Consider the following 21,681-nt stretch of genomic DNA (forward strand, 5'->3'; position numbering starts at 1 on the left):
CTGTGTTGCCGCCACAATAGGCTTGTTCACCACCCTCGGACAGTCCCTTTGCCGCAGGACCCATTGGAACCGGTATCGTTGATTTTGTGGCGCCGCGCCACCTTTCCTATAAAATCCAGGATTGTTCGGGCCACCCGTATCGGTGACTCCGGCGATTGCCGTCACCCTGGTGGTTGTGCTGATGCGCGTAGTGTCCTTGTTCGTTGTGGTGTGGCTGGCCGCCCTGGGGGCCGCTTGCGTCCCGTGGGGCGTGGCGCGGGCGGAGCCTGGACCATGGCAGGCGCTGGGGCAGACGGCGTTCGAGCATATCGACCGCAGCCGGGGTTTACCCAGCGATACCATCTTCTCCCTGGCGCAGGACCAGCGCGGCTTCATCTGGATCGGCACCACCAACGGCCTGGCCCGCTTCGACGGCTATCACATGCGGGTGTTCCAGCCGGATCCTGAGGTGCCGGGCTCGCTGCCGGACGGCGTCATCCGCGCGCTGCACGTCGATCCCGCCGGCCGGCTGTGGATCGGCACCCATGTGGGCGGCCTGGCCCTCTATGATCCGGTGACGGAACGCTTCCGCACCATCGCCCCCGGCCCTGCGGGCGTCAGCGCCGCCACCATCTATGACATCAGCGACGACGGCGACGGCGGCGTCTGGGTGGCCACCCGCGGCGGCATGGATCATCTGAACGGCGACGGTCGGGTGCTGGAACGCTTCCGCCACGCCGACAAGGACGTGAAGGACAAGGGCCCCGGCGACGACGCGCTGCCCCATAGTACCGTCTTCACCGTGCACCAGGACCGCACCGGCGCCCTGTGGGCCGGAACCGCCAAGGGGCTGGTGGTACGCGCGGCGCGCGGCGACCGCTTCGCCCCGCCGCCGGTGGCGACGCTGTCCCCCGCCGCCGGCGCCCTGCTGGCCGACAGCGTCTGGCAGATCGAGGAGGGGGCGGACGGCCGCCTATGGCTGGGCGGCGACCGCAGCGGCCTGGGCGTCTACGACCCGCGCGACCATTCCCTGACCATCATCCGACCGCAAGGCGAGGGGGAGCCACCGCTGGCGGCCATCACCATGCGGGGTGCCGTGGAGGTGCGGCCGGGTGTGCTGTGGGTGGCGACACTGGGCAACGGCATCGCCGAGGTGGATGTCGCCAAGGGCGTCTACCACACCATCCGGCATGAGCCGGACATCCCCGCCACCCTGTCCAGCAACGCCCTGCGCGCCATCCTCAAGGACCGCTCCGGCCTGATCTGGACGGGCGGCGACTCCGGCCTGGACATACACAATCCCACCAACGCCGCCCTGGTGACGCTGTTCACCGGCAACGGACGGCCGCCGCTCGGCGATCTGCCCACCATCAAGAGCGTGGCCGTGGCCCCCCAAGGCACGCTGTGGCTGGGCGGCGATGGCGCCGTGCTGGTGTTCGATCCCACGACCCGCCAGGTGCGCCGCATCCTGGCCGGCGGCGCGCAAGCCGATCCGGAACACAGCCTGCCGCAACTGGACGTGCTGGCCATGGCCCGGCACGCGGGCGGGGACGGCGCCGCGCCAGGACACATCTGGGCGGGCACGCCCCGCGGCCTCTACCGCGTCGCCGAGGCGACGGGGGCGGTGGCTCGGGAGGCGCTGCCCACCCCCAACCCCTATCCCTACATCTCCCGCGTGGTGACCGCGGGCGGGGCCACCTGGGTGGGCACCTTCTCCGGCCTGGTGCGCGTCGATGCCGATGGCGCCAAGACGCTATACCGGCGCGACCCGGCCAATCCCGCCAGCCTGGTGGACGACCGCATCATCGCCTTGACGATCGACCATACCGGGGCGGTGTGGGCCGGCACGGAACACGGGCTGAACCGCCTGGATCCGGCCACCGGCACGGTGGAGCGCCTGGCCCATGACAAGAACGATCCCAGTTCCCTGCCGCATGATTACATCAACAGCCTGGCCGAGGATGGGCGGGGCCGGCTGTGGGTGGGGACTGCCCAGGGCGGCATCGCCATCCTGGAGGGGCGTGATGACAGCGGCAAACCGCGTTTCCATACCCTGGACCGGGAAAACGGCCTGCCCAGCCTGCGCGTCAACAACCTGACCTATGACGGTCACGGCCATGTCTGGGCCACCACCGCGGATGAGCTGGTGAGCATCGACGTGGGCAGCTTGGCGGTACGCGTGCTGGGCCCGGCGGAAAACGCCCTGATCCGTCGATATTGGGAAAACGCCTCGGCCGTCACGCCGGACGGAAAGCTGCTGTTCGCCGGTGATGGCGGCATGACCATCGTGTCGCCCGACGCCATCACCGACTGGCGCTTCGCCCCGCCCCTGGCGGTGACCGACGTGCGGGTGGGAACGCAGAGCGTGCCGCCCGCCGCCATCGAGGGCGTTCCCCTGATCCTGCATCCCGGCGACCGGGGATTCGAGGTGGAATTCACGGCGCTGGACTTCTCCGCCCCTGATCGCAACCGCTATGCCGTGATGCTGGAAGGCTTCGACAGCGGCTGGCTGGACAAGGACGCGCAGCGGCGCCGCGCCGTCTACACCAACCTGGCCCCGGGCCATTACCGCCTGCTGGTGCGGGGCAGCAACAAGGACGGGCAGTGGAACCCGCAAACCCTGTCGCTGCCCGTGACGGTGCTGCCCGCCTGGTACCAAACCTGGTGGTTCCGCATCCTGGCGGGGGCCAGCGTCATCGGCGCCGTGGCCCTGGCGGTCTGGGCCCGCCTGGCCTGGCACCGCCGCCGCCAGCGTGAGCTGGAGGAACTGGTGGACGCGCGCACGGCCGATCTGGCGGCCTCCGCCGCCACCTTGCGCCGCGTGGGCGACGCGGGCCGCGACCTGTCCGCCTCGCTGGAGCGCGAGGCCATCTGCCGCGCCCTGCATGCCCATGTGGCGGAGCTGATGCCGGCCGCGGCCCTGCGCGTGGCCCTGTTCACCGAGCCTGAGGCCTCCAGCCTCTCCCTGGTCTACGCCGCCGGCACGGCGGATACGGGCCTGGGGCCCCTGTCACCGGGGGATCCGCTGTACCAGCGGGCGGCGGAGGGCGCCTCCACCAGCAGCGGCCCCGACGATACCGCGCTCTACGCCCCCTTGCGCGTCGGCGGCCGCCGCCTGGGCGTGGTGGAGGTGCGCATCAGCCGGCCGGAAGCGGCGCTGCCCCGCCATGTCGAGGCCTTGCGCTCCATGGCCGCCTTCGCCGCCGTGGCCATCACCAACGCCGCCGCTTTCCGCGAGGTGGAGCAGGCGCGGGAGGAAACGGCGCAGACCCTGGCCAACCTGGAAAACGCCCTGACCCGCCTGGTGCAGCAGGAAAAGCTGGCCTCGCTGGGCAACCTGGTGGCGGTGGTGGCGCATGAGATCAACACGCCGTTGGGCGTCTCCGTCACCCTGGGCTCGCAGTTGCAAGGGGAAGTCGAGTCCCTTGCCGACGCCGTGGCGGAGAAGCGCCTGCGGCGGGGCGACCTGGACGAATTCCTGTCCCAGGCCCGGGATGAGTGCGAGATCCTGAACCGCAACCTGCGCCGCGCCGCCGACCTGGTGCAGAGCTTCAAGCAGCTGTCGGTGGACCAGACCAGCGAGCGGGCGCGCGCCATCCCCCTGACGGAATACCTGCGCGAGACGCTGGTCAGCCTGGATCCACTGCTGAAGGGCCACGGGGTGACGGCCACGGTGGAGGGGCCCGCCGGCCTGATCGTGCCCACCCGGCCGGGGCAATTGGCCCAGGTGCTGACCAACCTGGTGCAGAACGCCGTGGTCCATGCCTTCGACGGGGTGGACCGGCCGGCCATCCATATCCAGGTGGCGGGCACGCCGGGCGGCCAAGCCACCGTCACCGTGTCCGACAACGGGCGGGGCATGACGGCCGACCTGGCGGCCCAGGCGTTCGAACCCTTCTTCACCACCAAGCAGGGGGCGGGCGGGTCCGGCCTGGGCCTGCATATCGTGCACAACCTGGTGACCGGGCCCTTGCGCGGAGAACTGACCCTGGACAGCCTGCCGGGTGAGGGGACGCGCATCCACATCGCCCTGGGCAGTTTCCAGCCCAGCGAGGCGCCGCCGGTGCTGGAACCCAGCCTGTAAAAACACATGTCATCGTTACAACTGGGTGGTGGCCTTTCAGGCTCACGCCGTGGCAGTTTTCTATTTAATGACGGGGACCGGGGCGATGGCGGGGGCCGCGCCCGGGACAATGCGATGGATGGGAGACAAGGGCGTGTTGGGATTGAAGAACAAGACCTTGGGCACGGGCGTTGCCCTGGGCGTGGCCCTGGGCGGGATCGCGGGTTTGCTCGCCACCGCGGCGTGGGCCGCCGATGCCGGCCCGGCCACCATTCCGGCCTCGGCGCTCAGCAGCGTGAAGGAATTGCAGAAGCGCGCGCTGGCCGGCAGCGGCGCCTATGAGGTGGTGGAATCGCTGACCACCCAGGTGGGACCGCGTCTACCCGGCACGCCCAATGACGCGGCGGCCGTGGCCTGGGCGGTCAAGGCCATGAAGGACATGGGCCTGCAGGACGTGCACACCGAGGCCGTGCCCATGCCCGGCTGGCGGCGCGGCCTGGAACGCGCCAGCATCATCGCCCCCATGCCGCAGCCGGTGGCCGTGGCGGCGTTGGGTGCCAGCGTCGGCACCGGGCCGGAGGGCATCGAGGCCGAGGTGGTGCGCTTCGCCAGCCTGGCGGACCTGAAGGCCGCGCCGGCCGGCTCGCTGACCGGCAAGATCGCCTACATCGCCCTGCCCATGGCCCGCACCCAGGACGGCAGCGGCTATGGCGAGGCCGTGGCCATGCGCCTGGCCGGCCCGGCGGCGGCGGCCAAGAAGGGTGCGGCGGCGGTCATCATCCGTTCCGTCGGCACCGACGCCCACCGCACACCCCACACCGGCATGACGCGGTATGAGGACGGCGTGGCCAAGATCCCGGCCGGCGCCATCTCCACCATCGACGCCGGCCAGTTGGACCGCCTGCTCGAGCGGGGGCCGGTGAAGATGAAGCTGGTGCTGGATGTGGGCCCGCTGGATCCCATCACCACCTACAGCGTCGTGGGTGATCTGAAGGGCACGGAAAAGCCGGATGAGATCGTGGTGATGGGCGCGCATCTGGACAGTTGGGACCTGGGCACAGGCGCCATCGACGACGGTGCCGGCGTGGCCATCGCCCTGGCCTCCGCCAGGCTGATCAAGGGCCTGCCGGAAAAGCCCAAGCGCACCCTGCGCGTCGTGCTGTTCGCAGCGGAGGAAGAGGGCACCTACGGCGCCGTCGCCTATGGCAAGGCCCACGCAGCCGACGCCGCGCATTATGTTCTCGGCACCGAGGCCGACCTGGGCATCGGCCCCGTCTGGCAGTTCAAGCTGAAGTCCAACGCCAATGCCGAGGGCGCCATCGCCGCCATGGCCGCGGCGCTGAAGCCCCTGCGCGTCATCCAGGGTGCCGATGGAGAGGGCGAAAGCTCCGACCTGGGCCCCATGGCCGAGGCCGGCATGCCGGTGGCGGAACTGTCGCTGGACGCCACTACCTACTTCGACATCCATCACACCGCCGACGACACCCTGGACCGGATCGACCGCCCCACCATCGACCAGTCCACGGCGGCCTACGCCAGCGTGCTGTGGCTGGCCATGCAGGCCGGCGGCACCTTCCGCGCGCCCGGGGCGAAGTAAGGACCACCGAGAAGGGGGAGGGCGGGCTAGCCTTCCCCCAATTTCCTTCAAATGACGATATTGCCGGAATATCCGGTGCATAGGACAGCACCCCCTCCACTACGGTTGCCCGACGGCCACGGCCGACGGGTAGGGATAAAAGGGGGGATGAGGCATGGGCCTGGGGCATTTCTTGCGGCGCGCGGGGCGGATGCCGCCCATCCTGCTGGCGCTGCCCGTCTTGGCGTTCGCAGCGGGAACGGCGCACGCCGCCGACACCCGCTTGGCCTTCGCGCCCTATGTCGACCTCACCAACGACCCTGACCTGGCCGCCTGGGCCAAGACCACCGGCCAGAAGGGCCTGACGCTGGCCTTCTTCAACGCCCAGGGCGCCTGCCAGGGCGGCTGGCCCATCCCCGAGGCGCGACTGATGGAGCGGGTGGCCGCCTTCCGCGCCGCCGGGGGCGCGGTGATCCTGTCCAGCGGCGGCTGGAACGCCGACGACCTGGCGGAGCGCTGCACCGGCGCCGACGCCATCGCCGACCAGTATGACGCGGCGCTGGCCCGCCTGGGCATCGACCATCTCGACATCGATGCCGAGGATGGCGACGTACACGACAATTTGCGTCCCGCCGTCGTCGCGGCGCGCACCCAGGGTCTACGCCGCCTTCAAGACCGCTGGGATGCCAGGGGCAAGGCCCTGCACCTGTCCTTCACCCTGGCGGTGCGCCCGGACCTGGGCATGCGCCCCATTGATCTGGCGGTGCTGCGGTCAGCGGTGGCGGCTGGCGTGCGCTTCGATGTCGTCAACCTCATGACTATGGACTACCGCGATGGCAAGTCCGCCGGCCGCATGGGCCCCCGGTCCGTGGAAGGGCTGGTCCATGTTCGCCGGCAATTGGAAAGCCTGCTGCCTGGCCGAACCGACGCCCAATACTGGGCCATGATCGCGGCCACGCCCATGATCGGCCAGAACGACGCCGGCGACGAGGTCTTCACCCTGACCGACGCCGCCCTGCTGCGCGCCTTCGCCGACCAGCATGGCCTGGCCGGCCTGTCGTTCTGGCAAATCGGCCGGGACACTGGCACCTGCCCCGGCGACGGCAAGGCGCGCAACGATTGCAGCGGGCAGGAGCAAGCGCCAAACGCCTATGCCCGGACGTTCTCCGGGTTTGCCGGAAAACGTTAAGAAGGTGACACCCTGGGGAGTGATGCCCAGAATCACGTCTAGGAGATCGGAGTGACCATGACCAAGGGGTCGGGCATGAAACGCGTGATGGAGGGGGTTACGGTGCGAACCTTTCCGCAGGTCGCGCACGCTGCCGGCTTGGCGCCTGATCAACCCTTCGCCATCGTGATCACCGATCCGCCCGAGGCGCCCCCATCTCCATCCACGGTCATTGGTGATGAGCGGGAACGAATGAACCGTTTCCTGGCACTGGCCGGATTGGGCGTACGAACGGCGGGTGCGCGAACCCAGGCGGACATCGACGCCGGTATCCGGGATTTCAGAGACGACCGCTGACCATGCTCACAGCCCGACGTCTCTACGTTGATGCCAACATCATCATCTATTTCTTCAAGGCCGGCGGCGTCCTTCAGCAGAAGGCGATTGAGGCGTTCTCCTACGCACAGGCCAATCGCATCCCTCTCATCACCAGCGAGTTGACCGTCGCGGAGTGCCTGTTCGGCCCCCACAAAGCGGGGAATCAAGCTCTGGTCGAGGGATACAGACAGCTCTTTCACGAACTGGGCATATTCCAGCTCGTCCCAATCAAACTCCAAACAATCGAAGCCGCCGCCCGTCTTGGCGCCCACCATCAGATAAAGCTTATGGATGCGCTTCATGTCGCCACCGCCATCGAAGCGGGGTGCGATTCACTTTTGACAAATGACTTGAAGATACGGGCTGGCGTTGACGTTCAAATCATTCAGTTCAGTGGCCTGTAGCCGTCTCACGTCCTCATGCCTCAATGATGCGATAGGCGCACCGTCGCGCGCCCTGTGGGATGTGTTCCGTCCGTTCCACCTGGGCACCCAGCAGGGCGCGGAAGGTTTCCAGTTCCGACCGGCAGAAGCCGGCGCACGCTGTGGCGGCGGCGCAGATGGGGCAGTGGTTCTCCACCAGCAGCCAGCTGCCGTCATCCATCATCCAGCTGTCAGCCATATAGCCTTCCGCCGAGCGGATGGCGGCCAGGCGGCGGACGCGCTCGGGCAGGTCCGGCGCATCCGCCAACTCTGCGCGATAGCGGGCGAGGGTCTCCGCCTCCCGTGCGGCGATGACGGCATCCAGGGCGCCAGCGCCCAGCTGCGCCACCAGGGTGGACAGCAGGGTGGTGGTCAGCGCGGCGTGGCCATCCGGAAACTGGTTATGGCCCGCCGCCGTCAGGCGCCATAGCTGGCGGGGGCGGCCCCGGCCGGCCGGCCCTTCGCCGACGCTGACCACCAGGCCATCCTCGGCCATGCGCGACAGCTGCTGCCGCGCCGCCTCGCCGGTGATGCCCAGCGCGGCGGCCAAGGTCGCGGTGGGCTGGGGCCCTTCCGTCTTCAACAGCAGCAGGATGCGGTTCACGGGCGACTGGCGGGTCATATTCCAAGTTTCAGCTTGCTTAAATCCGGGCCGGGCATATTTTCCAATTAATAACTTGGAAAAAATTATCCGGCAGGTCAAGGATAAGCCCGCGAGGAAAGCCACCCCATGTCCGTGAACCCCCGACCCGACCCCGCCGAGACGCCCCAGCCCCCGGCCATCTCGGTCTTCCAGCTGTTCTCCCCCAGGCTGTTGCCCGGCACCCTCATGCTGGGCGGCGGCGTCACCCTGTTCGCGGTGGAGACCTATGTCACCGCCACGGTGGCGCCCTCCGTCGTGCGCGACATCGGCGGGCTGGAGCTGTTCGCCTGGGTCACCACGCTGTATGTCGCGGCGGCGGTGCTGGGGTCCTTGTTCGTGGCCTTGCGGCCGCGGGCGCTGGGCCTGCGCGGCGTCTATACCGTGGGCGCCCTGGTGTTCAGCGCCGGCAGCCTGGTCTGCGGCCTGGCGCCGTCCATGCCCGTGGTGCTGCTGGGGCGCACGGTGCAGGGCCTGGGGGCCGGCATGCTGTCGGGGCTCGCCTACGCCTTCATCCGGCATGTCTATCCTGAGCCGCTGTGGCGCAAGGCCTCGACCCTCTATGCCGCCATCTGGGGGGTGGCTACCTTCCTCGGCCCCACCGCCGGCGGCCTGTTCGCCGATGGATCCGCCTGGCGCTGGGGCTTTTTCATCCTGCTGCCGCCGGCCTTGATCATGGCGCTCTCCGCCCCGCGCCTGCTGCCCCGGGTGGCGGATGAGCGTGCCGACGCCCGCGCGCCCCTGATGCAGATCGGCCTGCTGCTGGCGGCGGTGCTGCTGGTCAGCACGGCGGGAACGGAGGAGCGCGGGGATCTGAAGGCCGGGCTGCTGGCAGGGTCGCTGGCGCTGTTCGCCGCCATGCTGGTGGTGGAACGCCGCGCCCCCCTCCGCCTGCTGCCCCAGGGCGCGGCGCTGCTGGGCCAGCCCATCGCCCGGCTGTACTTCGTCATGTTCAGCCTGATCGTCACCGTCTCCAGCGATGTCTACATCCCCTATTTCCTGCAGACCCTGCACGGTGTGGCGCCGCTGGCCTCAGGGTATCTGGTGGCGCTGGTGGCGCTGGGCTGGACGCTGACCGCCTTTTTCACCGGCACGCTCAGCGGCGGCCGGGCTGTGCTGGCCATCAGCGCCGGCTGCGCGCTGGAAGCGGGCGCGACGCTGGCCCTGGCCCCCGTGCTGGGTGGTTCCGAGGCCTGGGACGGCCCGATGACCCTGCTGCCCGCGATCCTGGCCATGCTGGCCATGGGCGGCGGCGTGGGCCTGTGCTGGGCCCACCTGGTGGCGGGCGTCCTGAAGCGGGCGGGGGAGGCGGAGCAGGACAAGGCATCGGCCGCCATCGCCACCATGCAGTCGCTGGGCGGGGCTCTCGGCGCCGCCTTGTCCGGCGTCATCGCCAACAGCGCCGGCCTGGTCGACCCCGGCGGCATCGCCGGCAGCCAGTCGGCCGCCCACTGGCTGTTCCTGTTGATGGCGGTGCCCGGCGCCATCGCCTGCCTGGTGTCGCTGGTGCCCAACCGCGCCTAGGTGATCCGCACACAAATAAAAGCGGCGGCTGATCCCAACGATCCGCCGCCGCCTTCATTCACAGTGTCCCAACCATCCGGTCAGGATCAGTCGGCATCGTCCGGCAGGTTCGGCGGGGGCGGCATGTCGCCGTCGTCATCGCCGTCCGGGCCCGGACGGCCGGGGCCGCCGTGCATGCCCTGGTCACCGGGACCGGGGCCACCGAAGCGACCGCCGCCGAAGCCGTGATGGCCGCCGAAGCCGTGCGGACCATGATGCGGGCCGATGGCCCGCGCCAGCATGGTGTCGGCCTTTTCCTTCTGCTCCGGGGTGAAGCTGGCGTACAACGGCGCCAGCACGGCCTTCATCTCGCTGATGTGCTTGGCGTGTTCGGCCGCCATCTTCTCGGCGCGGTCCAGGCGTTCGGTCAGCGAGGGCGGGGCGGGGCGCTCGACCGGCTGGCCGGCCTTGCGGGCGGCCTCGATCTGCTCCCAGCGCGCCTTGTGCTCGGCCTCGAACTTCTCGGCCTTCTGCTTCATTTCCTCGGCATTGGCGCGAACGACGGCCTCGAACTTCTTCCACTGCCCTTCCTGGGCGGCAGTGATTTTCAGTTCGGCCTTCAAGAAGGCCAGTCGGCCATCCACATGTTCCCACGGGCCGCCGCGATGGTGCTCATGCATCATCGCCATCGGTGCCGGATGGGGCGGGGCCGGATGGGACGTGTCCTGGGCGAAAGCGCCTGCCGCCACACCGACGGCAAAGACACCGACCGCCAAGGTCGAAAGGAGTTGGGTACGGAAGCGGGACATGGATCTACAAGCCTCGTCAGGTTCGTCTTCGCCGTTCTAGAACCGGCTAAGCGGATATACGGGCCAACGTGGAAAAACTGTCGCCGAACGCTGATGAAACCTTAAGAGGAATGTCCCGATTGGGGTATCTGCGTTAGTCTGATGTGACAAGCCGCTTCGCGATACAGAGGTGGCGCATAGGGGGGACCGCCGGCAGAAAGGCGTGTTTCCCCAAGGGGAAGAGGGCCGATGCAGGGTATGGACGAGGAGCCCATGTGGCGGGACGAGGATGACGGCGGAGCCAACCCACGGCGGCCGGACGTCTTGCCCCCCTGGAAGATCCTTGTCATCGATGATGATGACGAAGTCCACGCCCTGACCCGCATGGTCCTGAACCGCCTGCGCTTCCGCGACCGCAAGGTGGAGATCCTGTCCGCCCATTCCGGGGCAGAGGGGTTCCGGATACTGGCGGAGGTGCCGGACATCGCCGTCGTGCTGCTGGACGTGGTGATGGAAACCGACGACGCCGGCCTGGTGCTGGCCCGCCGCATCCGCCGCGACCTGGGCAATGAGGCGACGCGCATCATCCTGCGCACCGGGCAGCCGGGCATGGCGCCGGAGGAGCAGGTCATCGTCGACTACGACATCGACGATTACCGCCCCAAGGCGGATCTCAGCGCCGCGCGCCTCACCACCACCATCATCACCGCCCTGCGGTCCTATGGCCACATCATGGCGCTGGAGGAGAACAAGCGCGGGCTGGAACGCATCATCGACAGCGCCGCCACCCTGTTCCAAATCCGGTCCATGCGCGACTTCGCCACCGGCGTCCTGACCCAGGTGGGCAGCTTTCTCAGTTGCGGTCCCGTGGGGGTGGTCTGCGTGCACGCGCTGGAGGGGCAGCCGCTGGGCGTGCTGGCCGCCAGCGGCGTCTACGCCTACCTGAACGACCAGGTGAACGCGCCGATACCCGGCGCCGACCTGATCGAGCAGGCGCTCGGCACCAAACGGTCCCTGTTCGTGAACGACCTCAGCGTGCTGCACATCTCCAGCCGCGAGGTGGGGCGCACGGTGGTACTGATCAAGGCGCAGGACCCGCCCTCCAACATGGACCAGCGGCTGCTGGAGCTGTTCGCCACCAAGATTCCGGCCGGCTTCGACAATGTCAGCCTGCTGGAAGGGCTGGAGGGCGACGTGGCCCGCCGCACGCGGGACCTGAAGGCCACCAACGCCATGCTGACGGAGAAGCAGGAGCGGCTGGAGCGTCAGGCCCATGATCTGGCGGTGCTGGCCCGCGACCTGGACCGCGCGCGCGTCCAGGCCCAAGCGGCCAGCCAGAGCAAATCGGAATTCCTGGCCAATATGAGCCATGAGATCCGGACGCCCATGAACGGTGTCATGGGCATGGTGCAACTGCTGCTGGATACGCCGCTGAGCGAAGAGCAGCGGGGATTCACCCAGGCCATCCGCGAAAGCGCCGAGGCCCTGCTGGGGGTCATCGACGACATCCTGGACATCTCGAAGCTGGAGGCGGGCAAGGTCGACCTGGACATCGTCGACTTCTCCCTGGGCGGCCTGCTGGACGGTGTCGCCACCATCCTGGCGCCCCGGGCGCGGGAAAAGGGCCTGGCCTTCCGCACGGAACTGCTGGGGGGCGATGACCAGGGTGGCGATCTGGACACCGGCGGCCGGCTGGTGCTGGTGCGGGGGGATCCCACCCGCCTGCGCCAGGTCCTGGTCAACCTGGTGGGCAACGCCATCAAGTTCACCCTGCGCGGCGAGGTCAACGTCAGCCTTGCGCTGACGCCGCAGACGCGCACCAACGGCCGCGCCGGCCTCAGCCTGCGGGGGGAGGTGAGGGACACCGGCATCGGCATCAATGCCGAACAGGCGGCCCGCCTGTTCGAAAGCTTCAGCCAGGCCGACACCTCCATCACCCGGCGCTTCGGCGGCACGGGCCTGGGGCTGGCCATTTGCCGCCAACTGGTGGAACTGATGGGCGGCACCATCGGCGTGTCCAGCCAGCCCGGCACCGGCAGCACCTTCTGGTTCACGGTACCGCTGGAACCGGCGGAACAGCCCTTCCAGGAGGGGTTCACGGCACCCTTGCCCGCCAGCCGCCCGTCCCCCGCGGTCTGGGGCGGTAGCGGCGCCCCGCCCACGCCGACGGAAGGCCGCGGCGTAGGGCGTTGTGTCCTGCTGGTGGAGGACAATCCCGTGAACCAGGAGGTCGCCAGCCTGATGCTGGCCAAGGAGGGGTTCGAGGCGGTGCTGGTGCAGGACGGGGTCGATGCGCTGGAGGCGGTGCGCTGCCGCCGCTTCGACTTGGTGCTGATGGACATCCAGATGCCGCGCATGGACGGCATCGAGGCCACCCGGCGCATGCGCGCCATGGGTGCCCGCATGCCTATCATCGCCATCACCGCCAACGCCATGGCGGGCATGCGCGAGGAATACCTGGCCGCCGGCATGGACGACTATGTCGCCAAGCCCTTCGACCGGGGCCATTTCATCGGTAAGGTGGTGCACTGGGCCTGTGGCCAGGCCGCCGAACCGGAGACTCCGCCGGAACCCGTGGCCTCCGTGCCGCCCTTGTTCGGCATCTTGGCAGAGGACAGGCTGGGTGAGTTGGCCGCCATGGCGGCACGCCCGGACTTCATCCGCATCGTCAGCGGCTTCCTCACCTTGGGCAAACAGCGGGTGGAAACGCTGGCGGAGGCGGCGCGCAACCGCGACCTGAAGGCCCTGCGCGCGGAGTCGCACGACCTGATGGCCACCGCCGGCACCTGCGGCCTGATCCGCCTGCAGGATCTGGCCATGGCCCTGCATGAGGCCTGCGTGGCGGCGGACCTGGACCGTGCGGTGGCCGTCGCCCAGTCGGCGGTGGAGTTCGGGCGGCAGGATTGGGAGTTGCTGCGCGAACGCTTCCTCTCCGATGTCGATGAACCGCCCCCGCCGCCGACGTGAGCTGACGGCGCGGGTTGACGACGCCGGGGCAACAAAACGGGGGCAACAAACAAGAACGGCCTCCCCGGTGGTTGGGGAGGCCGGTTCATGAGGCCGGGATGCCTTGAAGGACGATGCTTACTGGAACGTGGTGTCCAGGGCGCGCAGGGTCCACAGGGCCTGCTCACGCTCCTCGGGCTCGATGCGTTCCGCCCGGCCGCCATCCAGGGTGACGCGTCGGGTGTTGCGCACCACGGCGGCCAGATAGGCCGGGTGGGCGCGGTAGACGAACAGGAAGGACTCGGCGGTGGCGATCAGCTCGGCGTCGCCTAGGGCGCGGGCCAATTCCTTTTCCACCGTCAGGCTCAGCGGCACCGGATCCTGGGGAAAGGCCTCGGGGAAGCGGCGGCTCAGCTGGGCATGGACCTTGGCCAGCTCTTCCGGCAGTTCCAGCGCCGTGCCCGCGACGCGGGGCAGGGAGATGGTGGCGCCGTCGAAATCGTTCACCACCACGCGCGGCGGCCACAGGACGTGCGGCGGCCACAGGACGTGCGGCCGGTCGCTGGCGTCATCCTCACGGCCACGGCCACCATGGGCGGGGCGTCCACCGGGACGGCCCCGCTGCTCGCCGCCGTGGGGGCGGCCATCGCGGTTGTCCTGGAAACGGTTTTCCAGGGCCCGGTAGTTGGGGCGGAAATCGCTGTCCGGACGCTCATAATCGTGATGCGCCGGGCGATAGGGCGCGTCACCGCGAGACTGGCGGCGCTCCCCGAACTCCTGGTCCGGCTGGCGGTCGCCCCGGTCGAAGCGACCGGTGTCACGATCGGCGTGGCCGCCGCTGCGGCTGCGTACCGGCGCAGGGGCCCGCTCCAGGACGACGACGCGTTTTGTTGCGCCGCGGTCACCGACGGTGCCGCGCTGCGCGGCGTCGAGAGTTAGTTTAGTTTCAAAGCCCAGCGGCTTCTTGAGAGATAAAGTTGTCATGGCATCCATCCCGGCTCAAGGCAACGATACCAGCTTTTTGCTGCGGTGCCGCAACCAGAAAGTCAGTTCCAAGCCCTCGTTTGATGCAGCCTTGATTTAACCAGCGTGCATGACCCGAGCCTTCGCACGCCAAGGCCGTGCCAACCGGTCAAATTCCGCCCCCACCGCAAGGGCGGTGACGAACGAAAAACGTTAAGAAACCGGAAGCGAAACGAGTAATGGCATGGAAGTGGCTGGTAGCGACCCCTGTTCGGTATCGTCGTGCCCCATGAGCATCACTATCTGCCCCAGCGGTTAAGGAAAGTTTTACAAGGCTCACGTGTAACGGCAGGCCCCCGCAGTCTTCCCGCTTTCTGCCTGCATGTCCGCTGCGCGCGCGTTGCAGAGCGGACAATGATCGCTGGCCTTGGTCAACCTTTTGCACCAAGAGCGTAAAGACATGCGGCCAACACGGCGACCCCAAACAAAAAGCCGGACGATGACAGTCCTGTCATCGTCCGGCTTTTTCAATCGATCCGCGCCGTGGATGGTTCCGAACCATGCCGCAACGCAAAACGGATAGGCTTAACGGCCTCTGAAGGCCGCCTTTGGCATCAGCCGTTATGGTTGGCCAGCGACTTGGCCAAGGCCATGATGCTGTCGCGCACCGAGCTTTCGGTGATACGGGAATAGGCCCGTACCAGTTCCAGGGTCTCGCGCCGCTCGCTGGGCGGGCGGCCGCCTTCCACCGCCGCCTCGATGGCCGGCGCCGGGATTTGGCCCTGGGGGCCCAGGCCGTCGAAGAAGAAGCTGATGGGAACGTCCAGCACCTGGGCGATCTTGTGCAGCATGGAGGCGGAGATGCGGTTGGCGCCACGCTCGTACTTCTGCACCTGTTGGAAGGTCAGACCGATGGCCTCGCCCAGCTTCTCCTGGCTCATGCCAATGAGGGTACGGCGCAGGCGCACACGCCCGCCGACATAACTATCCACGCTGGTGCCGCTCTCTTCCTCGGCCGCCAGCATGGTGCGCTTGCGGGTCTTGCCCCGGCCGGTGTTCGGCTTGTCCGTCGTCGTCATTTCCTAAATCCTATCGCTCGTGAGGGGGCAAGGCAGTCTCCCCAGGATATCCACGCGAATTGTGGCCATCTTAGGGACTTGGCCTCTCTGACCACCGCCATCAAGGGCCGATACACGGCACCCCCAGCACGGGATCGTCGCCAATTCCGCCGCCCGGGTCCGCCACCCGACTCTGGTATCCGCGCTCAGCCATCAGGGAAGGCGACGCCGCGAATAAAGAAAGGAGGGCCGACCGGGGCAGTCCATATAAGGACATCGTAAACAAGTTTACATACGGTAAATAAGTGAATTCCCTTATTCCTGATAGACTACAAAGTAGGGGATAGGGGCGCTGCCGGCATCCCTGTCCTGCAGAGGTAGTTCTTTCCCCCGCCGGCTGCGGGGTCCCATGGCGCCGCCCCCACCAAAAAGGTGCAGCACATCGCCGCGCGTGCGCGGGCAAAGGGTATAGGCCCCGCCGAACGCGCTGGGCGCCGAACGGTCCCAAAACGCCAACGGGGCGCGACCTTCGCCGCGCCCCGTCCCGACTCGCAAGATATGAGGTGATGCCGCCCCGGGGGACGGCCGTGGCTCAGGCCGCGACGATGGCCGACAGGAAGTCGGATACGGCGCGCTGCAGTTCCTTGGCCTGCACCGACAGGTCGCTGCTGGCGGTGAACACCTGGTTGGTGGCGAGGCCCGTGTCGTTCGCGGCGCGGGCCACGGTGCCGATGTCGCCGCCGACCCGGGTGACACCCTGCGCCGCGTCCGTCATGGTGACGGCGATGGCCTGGGTGGCCCGCGCCTGGTCGGTGATGGTGCGGGCGATACCGTCATTCACCTGGTCGATGCGCATCACCGCCGCCACGATCTCACGGAAAGCCTGCACCGCCTGGGCGATGGCGGCCTGCATGGCGGCGATCTCCTGCTGGATGTCCTGTGTGGCCTGGGCCGTCTGGCCGGCCAGGCCCTTGACCTCGCTGGCCACCACGGCGAAGCCGCGGCCGGCCTCGCCGGCACGCGCCGCCTCGATGGTGGCGTTCAGCGCCAACAGGTTGGTCTGACCAGCGATGGTCTGGATCAGGGCGACCACATCGGTGATGCGGCGCGAGGCAACCGTCAGCCGCTCGATCAACTCGCTGGTGCCCTTGGTGCTGTCGGCGGTGGTACGGGCCAGCTTGGCGGCCTCGGCCACGCTTTCCAGCACATCGGCCGTGGTTGCGCGCAGCTGCTCCGCCGCGCTGACGGCCCCCTGGATGGTGCCGTTGGCCGACTGGGCGGCCGTCTCGGCGGCGCTGGCGGCCGTAGAGGCGCCGGCGGCGGTGCGCGACACGGCCCGCGCCGTCTCCACCAGGCCATGGGCGGCTTCGGTGACCGAGCCCAGGATGCGGCCGGCCTTGGTCTCGAAGCTATGGGCCGTATCCTCCAGGGCGCGACGGCGCATTTCCTCGGCCCGCGCACGCTCCTGGTCCCGCTCCACGTTCAGGCGCTCCACGGCGCGGGCGTTGTCGCGGAAGACGGACAGGCTGTCCACCATCTCCCCGATCTCATCCTTGCGGGCGGCGGGCAGGGCCACGTCCAGCCGCCCGCCGGCCAGGTCACGGGTGGCCCCGGCCACGGCCAGCAGGGGCGAGAGCACGCCGCGCATCAGGAACAGGGCCGCCAGGCCACACAAGATCAAGCCCAGCGCCGTGCTGGCCTGGATGCCATGGTTCAGGTCGTCGATGACGCCCAGGGCCGTCTGGTTGCCCGCGCGCACCTGGGCCTGGTCGCCCTTGGCCACCAGCTTCATGGCTTCCGCCATGCGGTCCAGATGGTCGTTCAGGCCGTCGACCTGGGCCGACAGCTTCAGCAGCTGATCCGCCGGAGCGGCGCTTTTGCCCGCCAGCGGCTTAAGCGCCATGGCGGTTTCCTGCAGGGCGTCGAACTGGGTCTTGGCCATCTGCACCTTGGTGGCCACGTCTCCCAACGGGCTGTTCTCGGTGCTGCCACCCGCGCGCTCCCGCGCGGCGACGCGGCGCACCTCCTCCATACCGGCGGCATAGGTGGTGGCGATGGCCCGCAGGGAGTTGTTCAGCTCCGCCGGTTCCGCCACGGACAGGGTACCCATCAGCGTCTGGGTCAGCAGCACCTGCACCTGCATGTTCTTCAAGGTGGCCGCCAGCCCTAGGTCGGCCATGGCGCCGTCGGTCTGGGCGGTGGTGCCTTCCAGGATGGCGCGGGACTGACGGGCGATGCCGATGCCGATGGCGCTTTGCAGCAGGACCAGGAACAGCAGCGTGCCGCCCACGGCCATGAACTTGGACCGCAGCCGCGTGGGATGCGGCACCAAGCGGCCCAGCACGCGCCCAAGGCGCGCCAGGAACCGCCCAACGGCGGCACCGGCGCGGCTGTTCAGCGCGGGGGACAGGCGGGTGCGCAGGGCGGTCCGGAGGGCCGAGAAGCGGGCGGCGGGAAAGGCAAGGCGGGCGGGGGGCGTCTGGCGCATGGGGGGCGGCCATCCTGGCAGGGGCGGAGGGCCCCTAAGGCCGGCGGGCGGCCGGGGCGGACCCACCTTACAAACCGGCCCGGCCACCGAATAATCACAGCCGTGTTAAATTTGGGTTTAAACTTTGCGACAACACCCAACAGTTTCCATAAAATGCAATCCTATCTTCAGGATAGGGTATCCAATGCTCACGCCTGCGCCGGTTGCGTCTGGCTTTGCGGCTGCACCGTCTCTGTCTTCACCGGTCGGGCGAGACGCTTGAGACCGAACCAAGGCCGCAAGAAATTCACCCGCCGAACAACCTCGTACGTGGCGAAGCAGCCGGCGAAGGTGATGACGACCAGGATGGCCGCCTCCACCCCCTGGGGCAGGCCCAGGGGCGCCAGGTTATGCCCCGCCACCACGGTGATGGTCTGGTGGACCAGGTAGAAGGGGAAGACCGCCTGCACCAGGTACCGCAGCACCGGACCGTCACGATTCAGGTGGCGGGCGCCAAACCCCAGCGCGGCGACGATGGCGCCCCACTGCTGGGCGGCATAGACGAGGCGCATCGCGGCGCGGATGCCCAGCGGGGCGGGTGGCGCGCCGAAGGGGTAGGCCCAGGTGTAATAGGCCACCACGGCGTAGGCGGGCACGGCCAGGGCCAGCCCCCACCAGCGCCAGCGGATGAAGCCGTCCCGCAGGGGCAGGGACTTGGCGATCAGGAAGCCGAAGAGGAAGGCGGTGAACGACAGAACATGGTTGTACCAGTCGTGCAGCATCCAGTGGGTGATGGGGAAGCGCAGCTGCAGCATGTCCAGCGCGCACAGCGCCAGGAAGGGCAGGGCCATCAGCCGCCAGCCCGCCAGCCGCGCCTCCAGCCGGGCCCCGGCCGCCCGCATCCGATCCCCCGCCAGCCCCAGCAGCACCGACAGCGCCATGCTGTAGGCCAACAGATAGGACACGAACCACATGTGGTTATAGGTGGGGGTCGTCAGGCAATCATTCACCCGGCACCAGTGGCCCGTGCCGCTGAGGTACTTCAGGTAAAAGGCCGGATAGTAGGTCTCCACCGGCGTCACCGCCTGCTCGATCACCTGGTAGTAGGTCTGCGGCGGCACCAGGACCAGCACGGCGAACGCCAGGGGCGGCACAAGGCGGGCCAGCCGCGCCTTGGTCAGGGCGGCCACCGTCATCTTGTCGGCCATGAAACGGGTCGCGGCACCCGACACCAGAAACAAAAGGCTGAGCCGCCAGGGGCTGGTCGCCATCAGCACCGGCGCCATGGCCGGCACCTCGTGCGGGCTTTTCACATGCCATTCCCACGGCCCGTAGAACATGCCCACGTGGAACACGATCAGGGTGAAGAACGCCAGAACCCGGATCCAGTCCAAGTCGGGGCGGCGGGTGACGGCTGGCGCAGGACGGGAAGGCATCATGATCTTTCGGCCCCTGGTCGTAAGACATGTGGCGACTGGCCGCGCCACTGCCCTAGGCTGACCTTAAGGAGGAGAGCTGGCCATTTCCCTGACGCGAACGGCGGGTTTTCCGAGGCCGATGGGGACGGATGGCGGGTCGGCAGGGTCAAGCGGATGAAAAAATGAGACCGGCGGTGGATCGTTTGTCAGTCTTCTGGAGTACGCCCAGCCTGAAGGCCTGGGCCCTTGTGTGGCTGGGTTTCGCTTTTCTTCCCACCACCATCAACGCCTTCGCGCTGCTGACGGAATATCAGCGGACCAACCAGGACATCCCGGCTTGGGAACCCTTCCTGCGGGAGTATTCCAGCGGCGTGGCCCTGCTGCTGGTGCTGCCCCTGGTGCGCTGGTCCATCAACCACATGCCGGGCTGGGCGGAGGCGCCGCTGCGCTGTGTCGCCCAGTTCCTGGGTACGGCCCTGGCCTTCAGCACGCTGCACCTGGCGGCGATGACCGTGCTGCGCATGGCCGCCTATGGCGCGCTGGGGCAAAGCTACGCCATAGACGACCTGCGGGACGACCTGCCGTATGAATTCCGCAAGGACCTGCTGACCTACCTGCTGATCGTGCTGGTGGTGGTGGGCGTGCGGCACCTCATTCGCCTGTCGCGGTCGCTGGCCCTGGTCGAGGCGGCGGCGGCAAGCGCGGCGACCCACGCCATCGAGGGACAGGCCCCACCGGCAATGGCGGCGGAACCGGCGCGCATAGAACTGAAGGTGGGATCGCGACGGGTCTACCTGGCGCCGGCGGACATCCTGCTGGTGCGCTCCGCCGGCAATTATATCGAGGTGGTGACCGCCGGGGCCGTCCACCTGGTACGCCGCACACTGGCGGATTTCCAGGCGGAATTGCCGCCGCCAAGCTTCGCGCGGGTCCATCGCTCGCATGTGGTGAACCGGGGCGCCATCGTCCGTATCGATAACCGGCCCTCCGGCGACATGGACTTGACGTTGACCAACGGCGCCACCGTCCCAGCCAGCCGCCGCTATAAATCAGAGCTGTTCTAGAATAGACGTATGTCCAAGCGATTATCTGCCCCGATACGGCACCTGCCGGGGGTATAGGTCTAAGGTCCGTTTGAAGTGCGGCCATGCATTGGGCCAGACTGGCGACGTCGACGGGGACCTCACTTTTCTAGCGGGTTTCACACCTTCCTCCAAAGTGTCCACGGCGACATGCGCCCGAAATCCGGCCCAGCCGGCGTTGGTCGGCGTTAACCTTGTTTTTTGGTTGGTTGGAGGCACTGCCGACCGATGGAAGCCTTGTCCCCGCACGCCATTCTGGCCGCGATCGTCGACTCGTCGGACGACGCCATCATCAGCAAGTCGCTGGATGGCACCGTCACCAGTTGGAACGCGGCGGCGGAGCGTCTGTTCGGCTACACCGCCGATGAAATGATCGGCCGCAACATTGCGGTGCTGGCCCCCCCTGGGCGCGAGGCGGAGATGCCCAGCATCCTCGACCGCCTGAAACAGGGGGAGCGCGTCAGCCATTTTGAGACGCTGCGCCGTCACAAGGATGGCCACACGCTGGAAATCTCGCTGTCCGTTTCGCCCGTGCGCGACAGTGACGGCAACCTGATCGGCGCGTCCAAGATCGCCCGCGACATCTCGCAGAATCGCCGCTCCGAACGCCAGATCTCCTTCCTGATGCAGGAGGTCGACCACCGCGCCAAGAACGCGCTGGCGGTGGTGCAATCCATCCTGCGCCTGACGCGGGCGGACTCGGTAGACGACTTCGTCGCCCTGGTGGAGGGACGCATCTCCGCCCTCGCCGCCATCCACAGCCAGGTGGCCAGCCGCCAGTGGGTGGGCACCGACATGGACAGCCTGGCCCACATCTCCTTCGATCCCTTCGACCCCAGCGGCGCCCGCGTCACCCGCAGCGGACCGCAGACGGTGCTGGGCCCCCAGGCCTCGCAGGCGCTGGGCCTGGCGCTGTATGAGCTGGCGGGCAACGCCGCCCGCTATGGCGCCCTGAACCACCCGGACGGCCATGTCGACCTGTCGTGGCAGAGCGACGATAGCGCCCTCTCGGTCAACTGGCGCGAGTGGGGCCTGCACGACATCCGCCCGCCGATGCGCAAGGGCTTCGGCCTGACCGTGTGCCAGCTGCTGCTGGCGGGGCAGTTGGGCGGGCGTTTGGACTTCGACTGGCAGGAGGGCGGTCTGGCCTTGGGCATCAGCCTGCCGCGCGCCAACCTGATGAACTGACACCCGCCGGTTATGCCGGCGGCATGAGCATCCGCCCATGCC

15 protein-coding genes are annotated in these 21,681 nt (G+C 68.3%); 9 read left to right on the forward strand and 6 right to left on the reverse strand.

Going from position 1 to position 21,681, the window contains the following annotated elements; genetic code table 11:
- Nucleotides 1-142 precede the first annotated feature (142 nt).
- The 5 genes from FBZ89_RS17350 (at nucleotide 143) to FBZ89_RS17370 (ending at nucleotide 7,568) form a co-directional block, all read left to right on the forward strand.
- Nucleotides 143-4,063, forward strand: a complete 3,921-nt coding sequence (locus FBZ89_RS17350) for a two-component regulator propeller domain-containing protein (protein WP_145751147.1) — start codon at nucleotides 143-145, stop codon at nucleotides 4,061-4,063.
- A gap of 118 nt (nucleotides 4,064-4,181) precedes the next feature.
- Nucleotides 4,182-5,639 carry a M20/M25/M40 family metallo-hydrolase gene (locus FBZ89_RS17355; RefSeq protein WP_186457412.1) on the forward strand — a complete coding sequence of 486 codons (1,458 nt, stop codon included), beginning with the start codon at nucleotides 4,182-4,184 and terminating at the stop codon, nucleotides 5,637-5,639.
- A gap of 154 nt (nucleotides 5,640-5,793) precedes the next feature.
- Entirely contained in the window at nucleotides 5,794-6,807 is a 1,014-nt protein-coding gene (locus FBZ89_RS17360) for a glycoside hydrolase family 18 protein (RefSeq protein ID WP_145751149.1), read from the forward strand.
- A gap of 51 nt (nucleotides 6,808-6,858) precedes the next feature.
- On the forward strand, nucleotides 6,859-7,143 hold the full coding sequence (locus tag FBZ89_RS17365; protein WP_145751150.1) for a hypothetical protein: 285 nt from the start codon (nucleotides 6,859-6,861) through the stop codon (nucleotides 7,141-7,143).
- 2 nt (nucleotides 7,144-7,145) lie between these two features.
- Nucleotides 7,146-7,568, forward strand: a complete 423-nt coding sequence (locus FBZ89_RS17370; protein WP_145751151.1) for a type II toxin-antitoxin system VapC family toxin — start codon at nucleotides 7,146-7,148, stop codon at nucleotides 7,566-7,568.
- A gap of 13 nt (nucleotides 7,569-7,581) precedes the next feature.
- Here FBZ89_RS17370 and FBZ89_RS17375 read toward each other — a convergent pair whose 3' ends face one another.
- Nucleotides 7,582-8,208 (reverse strand): helix-turn-helix transcriptional regulator, encoded by a 627-nt coding sequence (locus FBZ89_RS17375; RefSeq protein WP_145751152.1) that lies wholly within the window; start codon nucleotides 8,206-8,208, stop codon nucleotides 7,582-7,584.
- Nucleotides 8,209-8,316: 108 nt separating this feature from the next.
- Between FBZ89_RS17375 and FBZ89_RS17380 the strand changes: the two genes are divergently transcribed.
- Nucleotides 8,317-9,750, forward strand: coding sequence for an MFS transporter (locus FBZ89_RS17380; RefSeq protein WP_145751153.1), 1,434 nt, complete (start codon nucleotides 8,317-8,319; stop codon nucleotides 9,748-9,750).
- Between the two features lie 86 nt (nucleotides 9,751-9,836).
- On the opposite strand, the gene FBZ89_RS17385 is transcribed toward FBZ89_RS17380, so the two are convergent.
- Nucleotides 9,837-10,538 carry a Spy/CpxP family protein refolding chaperone gene (locus FBZ89_RS17385; RefSeq protein WP_145751154.1) on the reverse strand — a complete coding sequence of 234 codons (702 nt, stop codon included), beginning with the start codon at nucleotides 10,536-10,538 and terminating at the stop codon, nucleotides 9,837-9,839.
- Nucleotides 10,539-10,766: 228 nt separating this feature from the next.
- On the opposite strand from FBZ89_RS17385, the gene FBZ89_RS17390 reads away from it, so the two are divergent.
- Nucleotides 10,767-13,484 carry a hybrid sensor histidine kinase/response regulator gene (locus tag FBZ89_RS17390; RefSeq protein WP_145751155.1) on the forward strand — a complete coding sequence of 906 codons (2,718 nt, stop codon included), beginning with the start codon at nucleotides 10,767-10,769 and terminating at the stop codon, nucleotides 13,482-13,484.
- A gap of 117 nt (nucleotides 13,485-13,601) precedes the next feature.
- On the opposite strand, the gene FBZ89_RS17395 is transcribed toward FBZ89_RS17390, so the two are convergent.
- The 4 genes from FBZ89_RS17395 to FBZ89_RS17410 all read right to left on the reverse strand — a co-directional run bounded on the left by FBZ89_RS17395 (nucleotide 13,602) and on the right by FBZ89_RS17410 (nucleotide 19,390).
- The gene (locus tag FBZ89_RS17395; RefSeq protein ID WP_186457413.1) at nucleotides 13,602-14,447 is read right to left on the reverse strand and encodes a ProQ/FINO family protein; all 846 of its coding nucleotides are present in this window, start codon (nucleotides 14,445-14,447) and stop codon (nucleotides 13,602-13,604) included.
- 593 nt (nucleotides 14,448-15,040) lie between these two features.
- Complete coding sequence (locus tag FBZ89_RS17400; RefSeq protein WP_246172307.1) at nucleotides 15,041-15,451, reverse strand: helix-turn-helix domain-containing protein; 411 nt, start codon at nucleotides 15,449-15,451, stop codon at nucleotides 15,041-15,043.
- A gap of 625 nt (nucleotides 15,452-16,076) precedes the next feature.
- Nucleotides 16,077-17,972, reverse strand: a complete 1,896-nt coding sequence (locus tag FBZ89_RS17405; RefSeq protein WP_145751157.1) for a methyl-accepting chemotaxis protein — start codon at nucleotides 17,970-17,972, stop codon at nucleotides 16,077-16,079.
- 188 nt (nucleotides 17,973-18,160) lie between these two features.
- Nucleotides 18,161-19,390: an acyltransferase family protein gene (locus tag FBZ89_RS17410; RefSeq protein ID WP_211115271.1), complete on the reverse strand. Its 1,230-nt coding sequence runs from the start codon at nucleotides 19,388-19,390 to the stop codon at nucleotides 18,161-18,163.
- Nucleotides 19,391-19,563: 173 nt separating this feature from the next.
- On the opposite strand from FBZ89_RS17410, the gene FBZ89_RS17415 reads away from it, so the two are divergent.
- Both FBZ89_RS17415 and FBZ89_RS17420 read left to right on the forward strand, forming a co-directional pair.
- The gene (locus FBZ89_RS17415; protein WP_186457414.1) at nucleotides 19,564-20,433 is read left to right on the forward strand and encodes a LytTR family DNA-binding domain-containing protein; all 870 of its coding nucleotides are present in this window, start codon (nucleotides 19,564-19,566) and stop codon (nucleotides 20,431-20,433) included.
- 246 nt (nucleotides 20,434-20,679) lie between these two features.
- Complete coding sequence (locus FBZ89_RS17420; RefSeq protein ID WP_145751159.1) at nucleotides 20,680-21,639, forward strand: PAS domain S-box protein; 960 nt, start codon at nucleotides 20,680-20,682, stop codon at nucleotides 21,637-21,639.
- The last annotated feature ends 42 nt before the right edge of the window (nucleotides 21,640-21,681 follow it).

Origin of the sequence: Nitrospirillum amazonense (genome assembly GCF_007828045.1) — a bacterium.
GTDB classification, from domain to species: Bacteria; Pseudomonadota; Alphaproteobacteria; order Azospirillales; family Azospirillaceae; genus Nitrospirillum; species Nitrospirillum amazonense_C.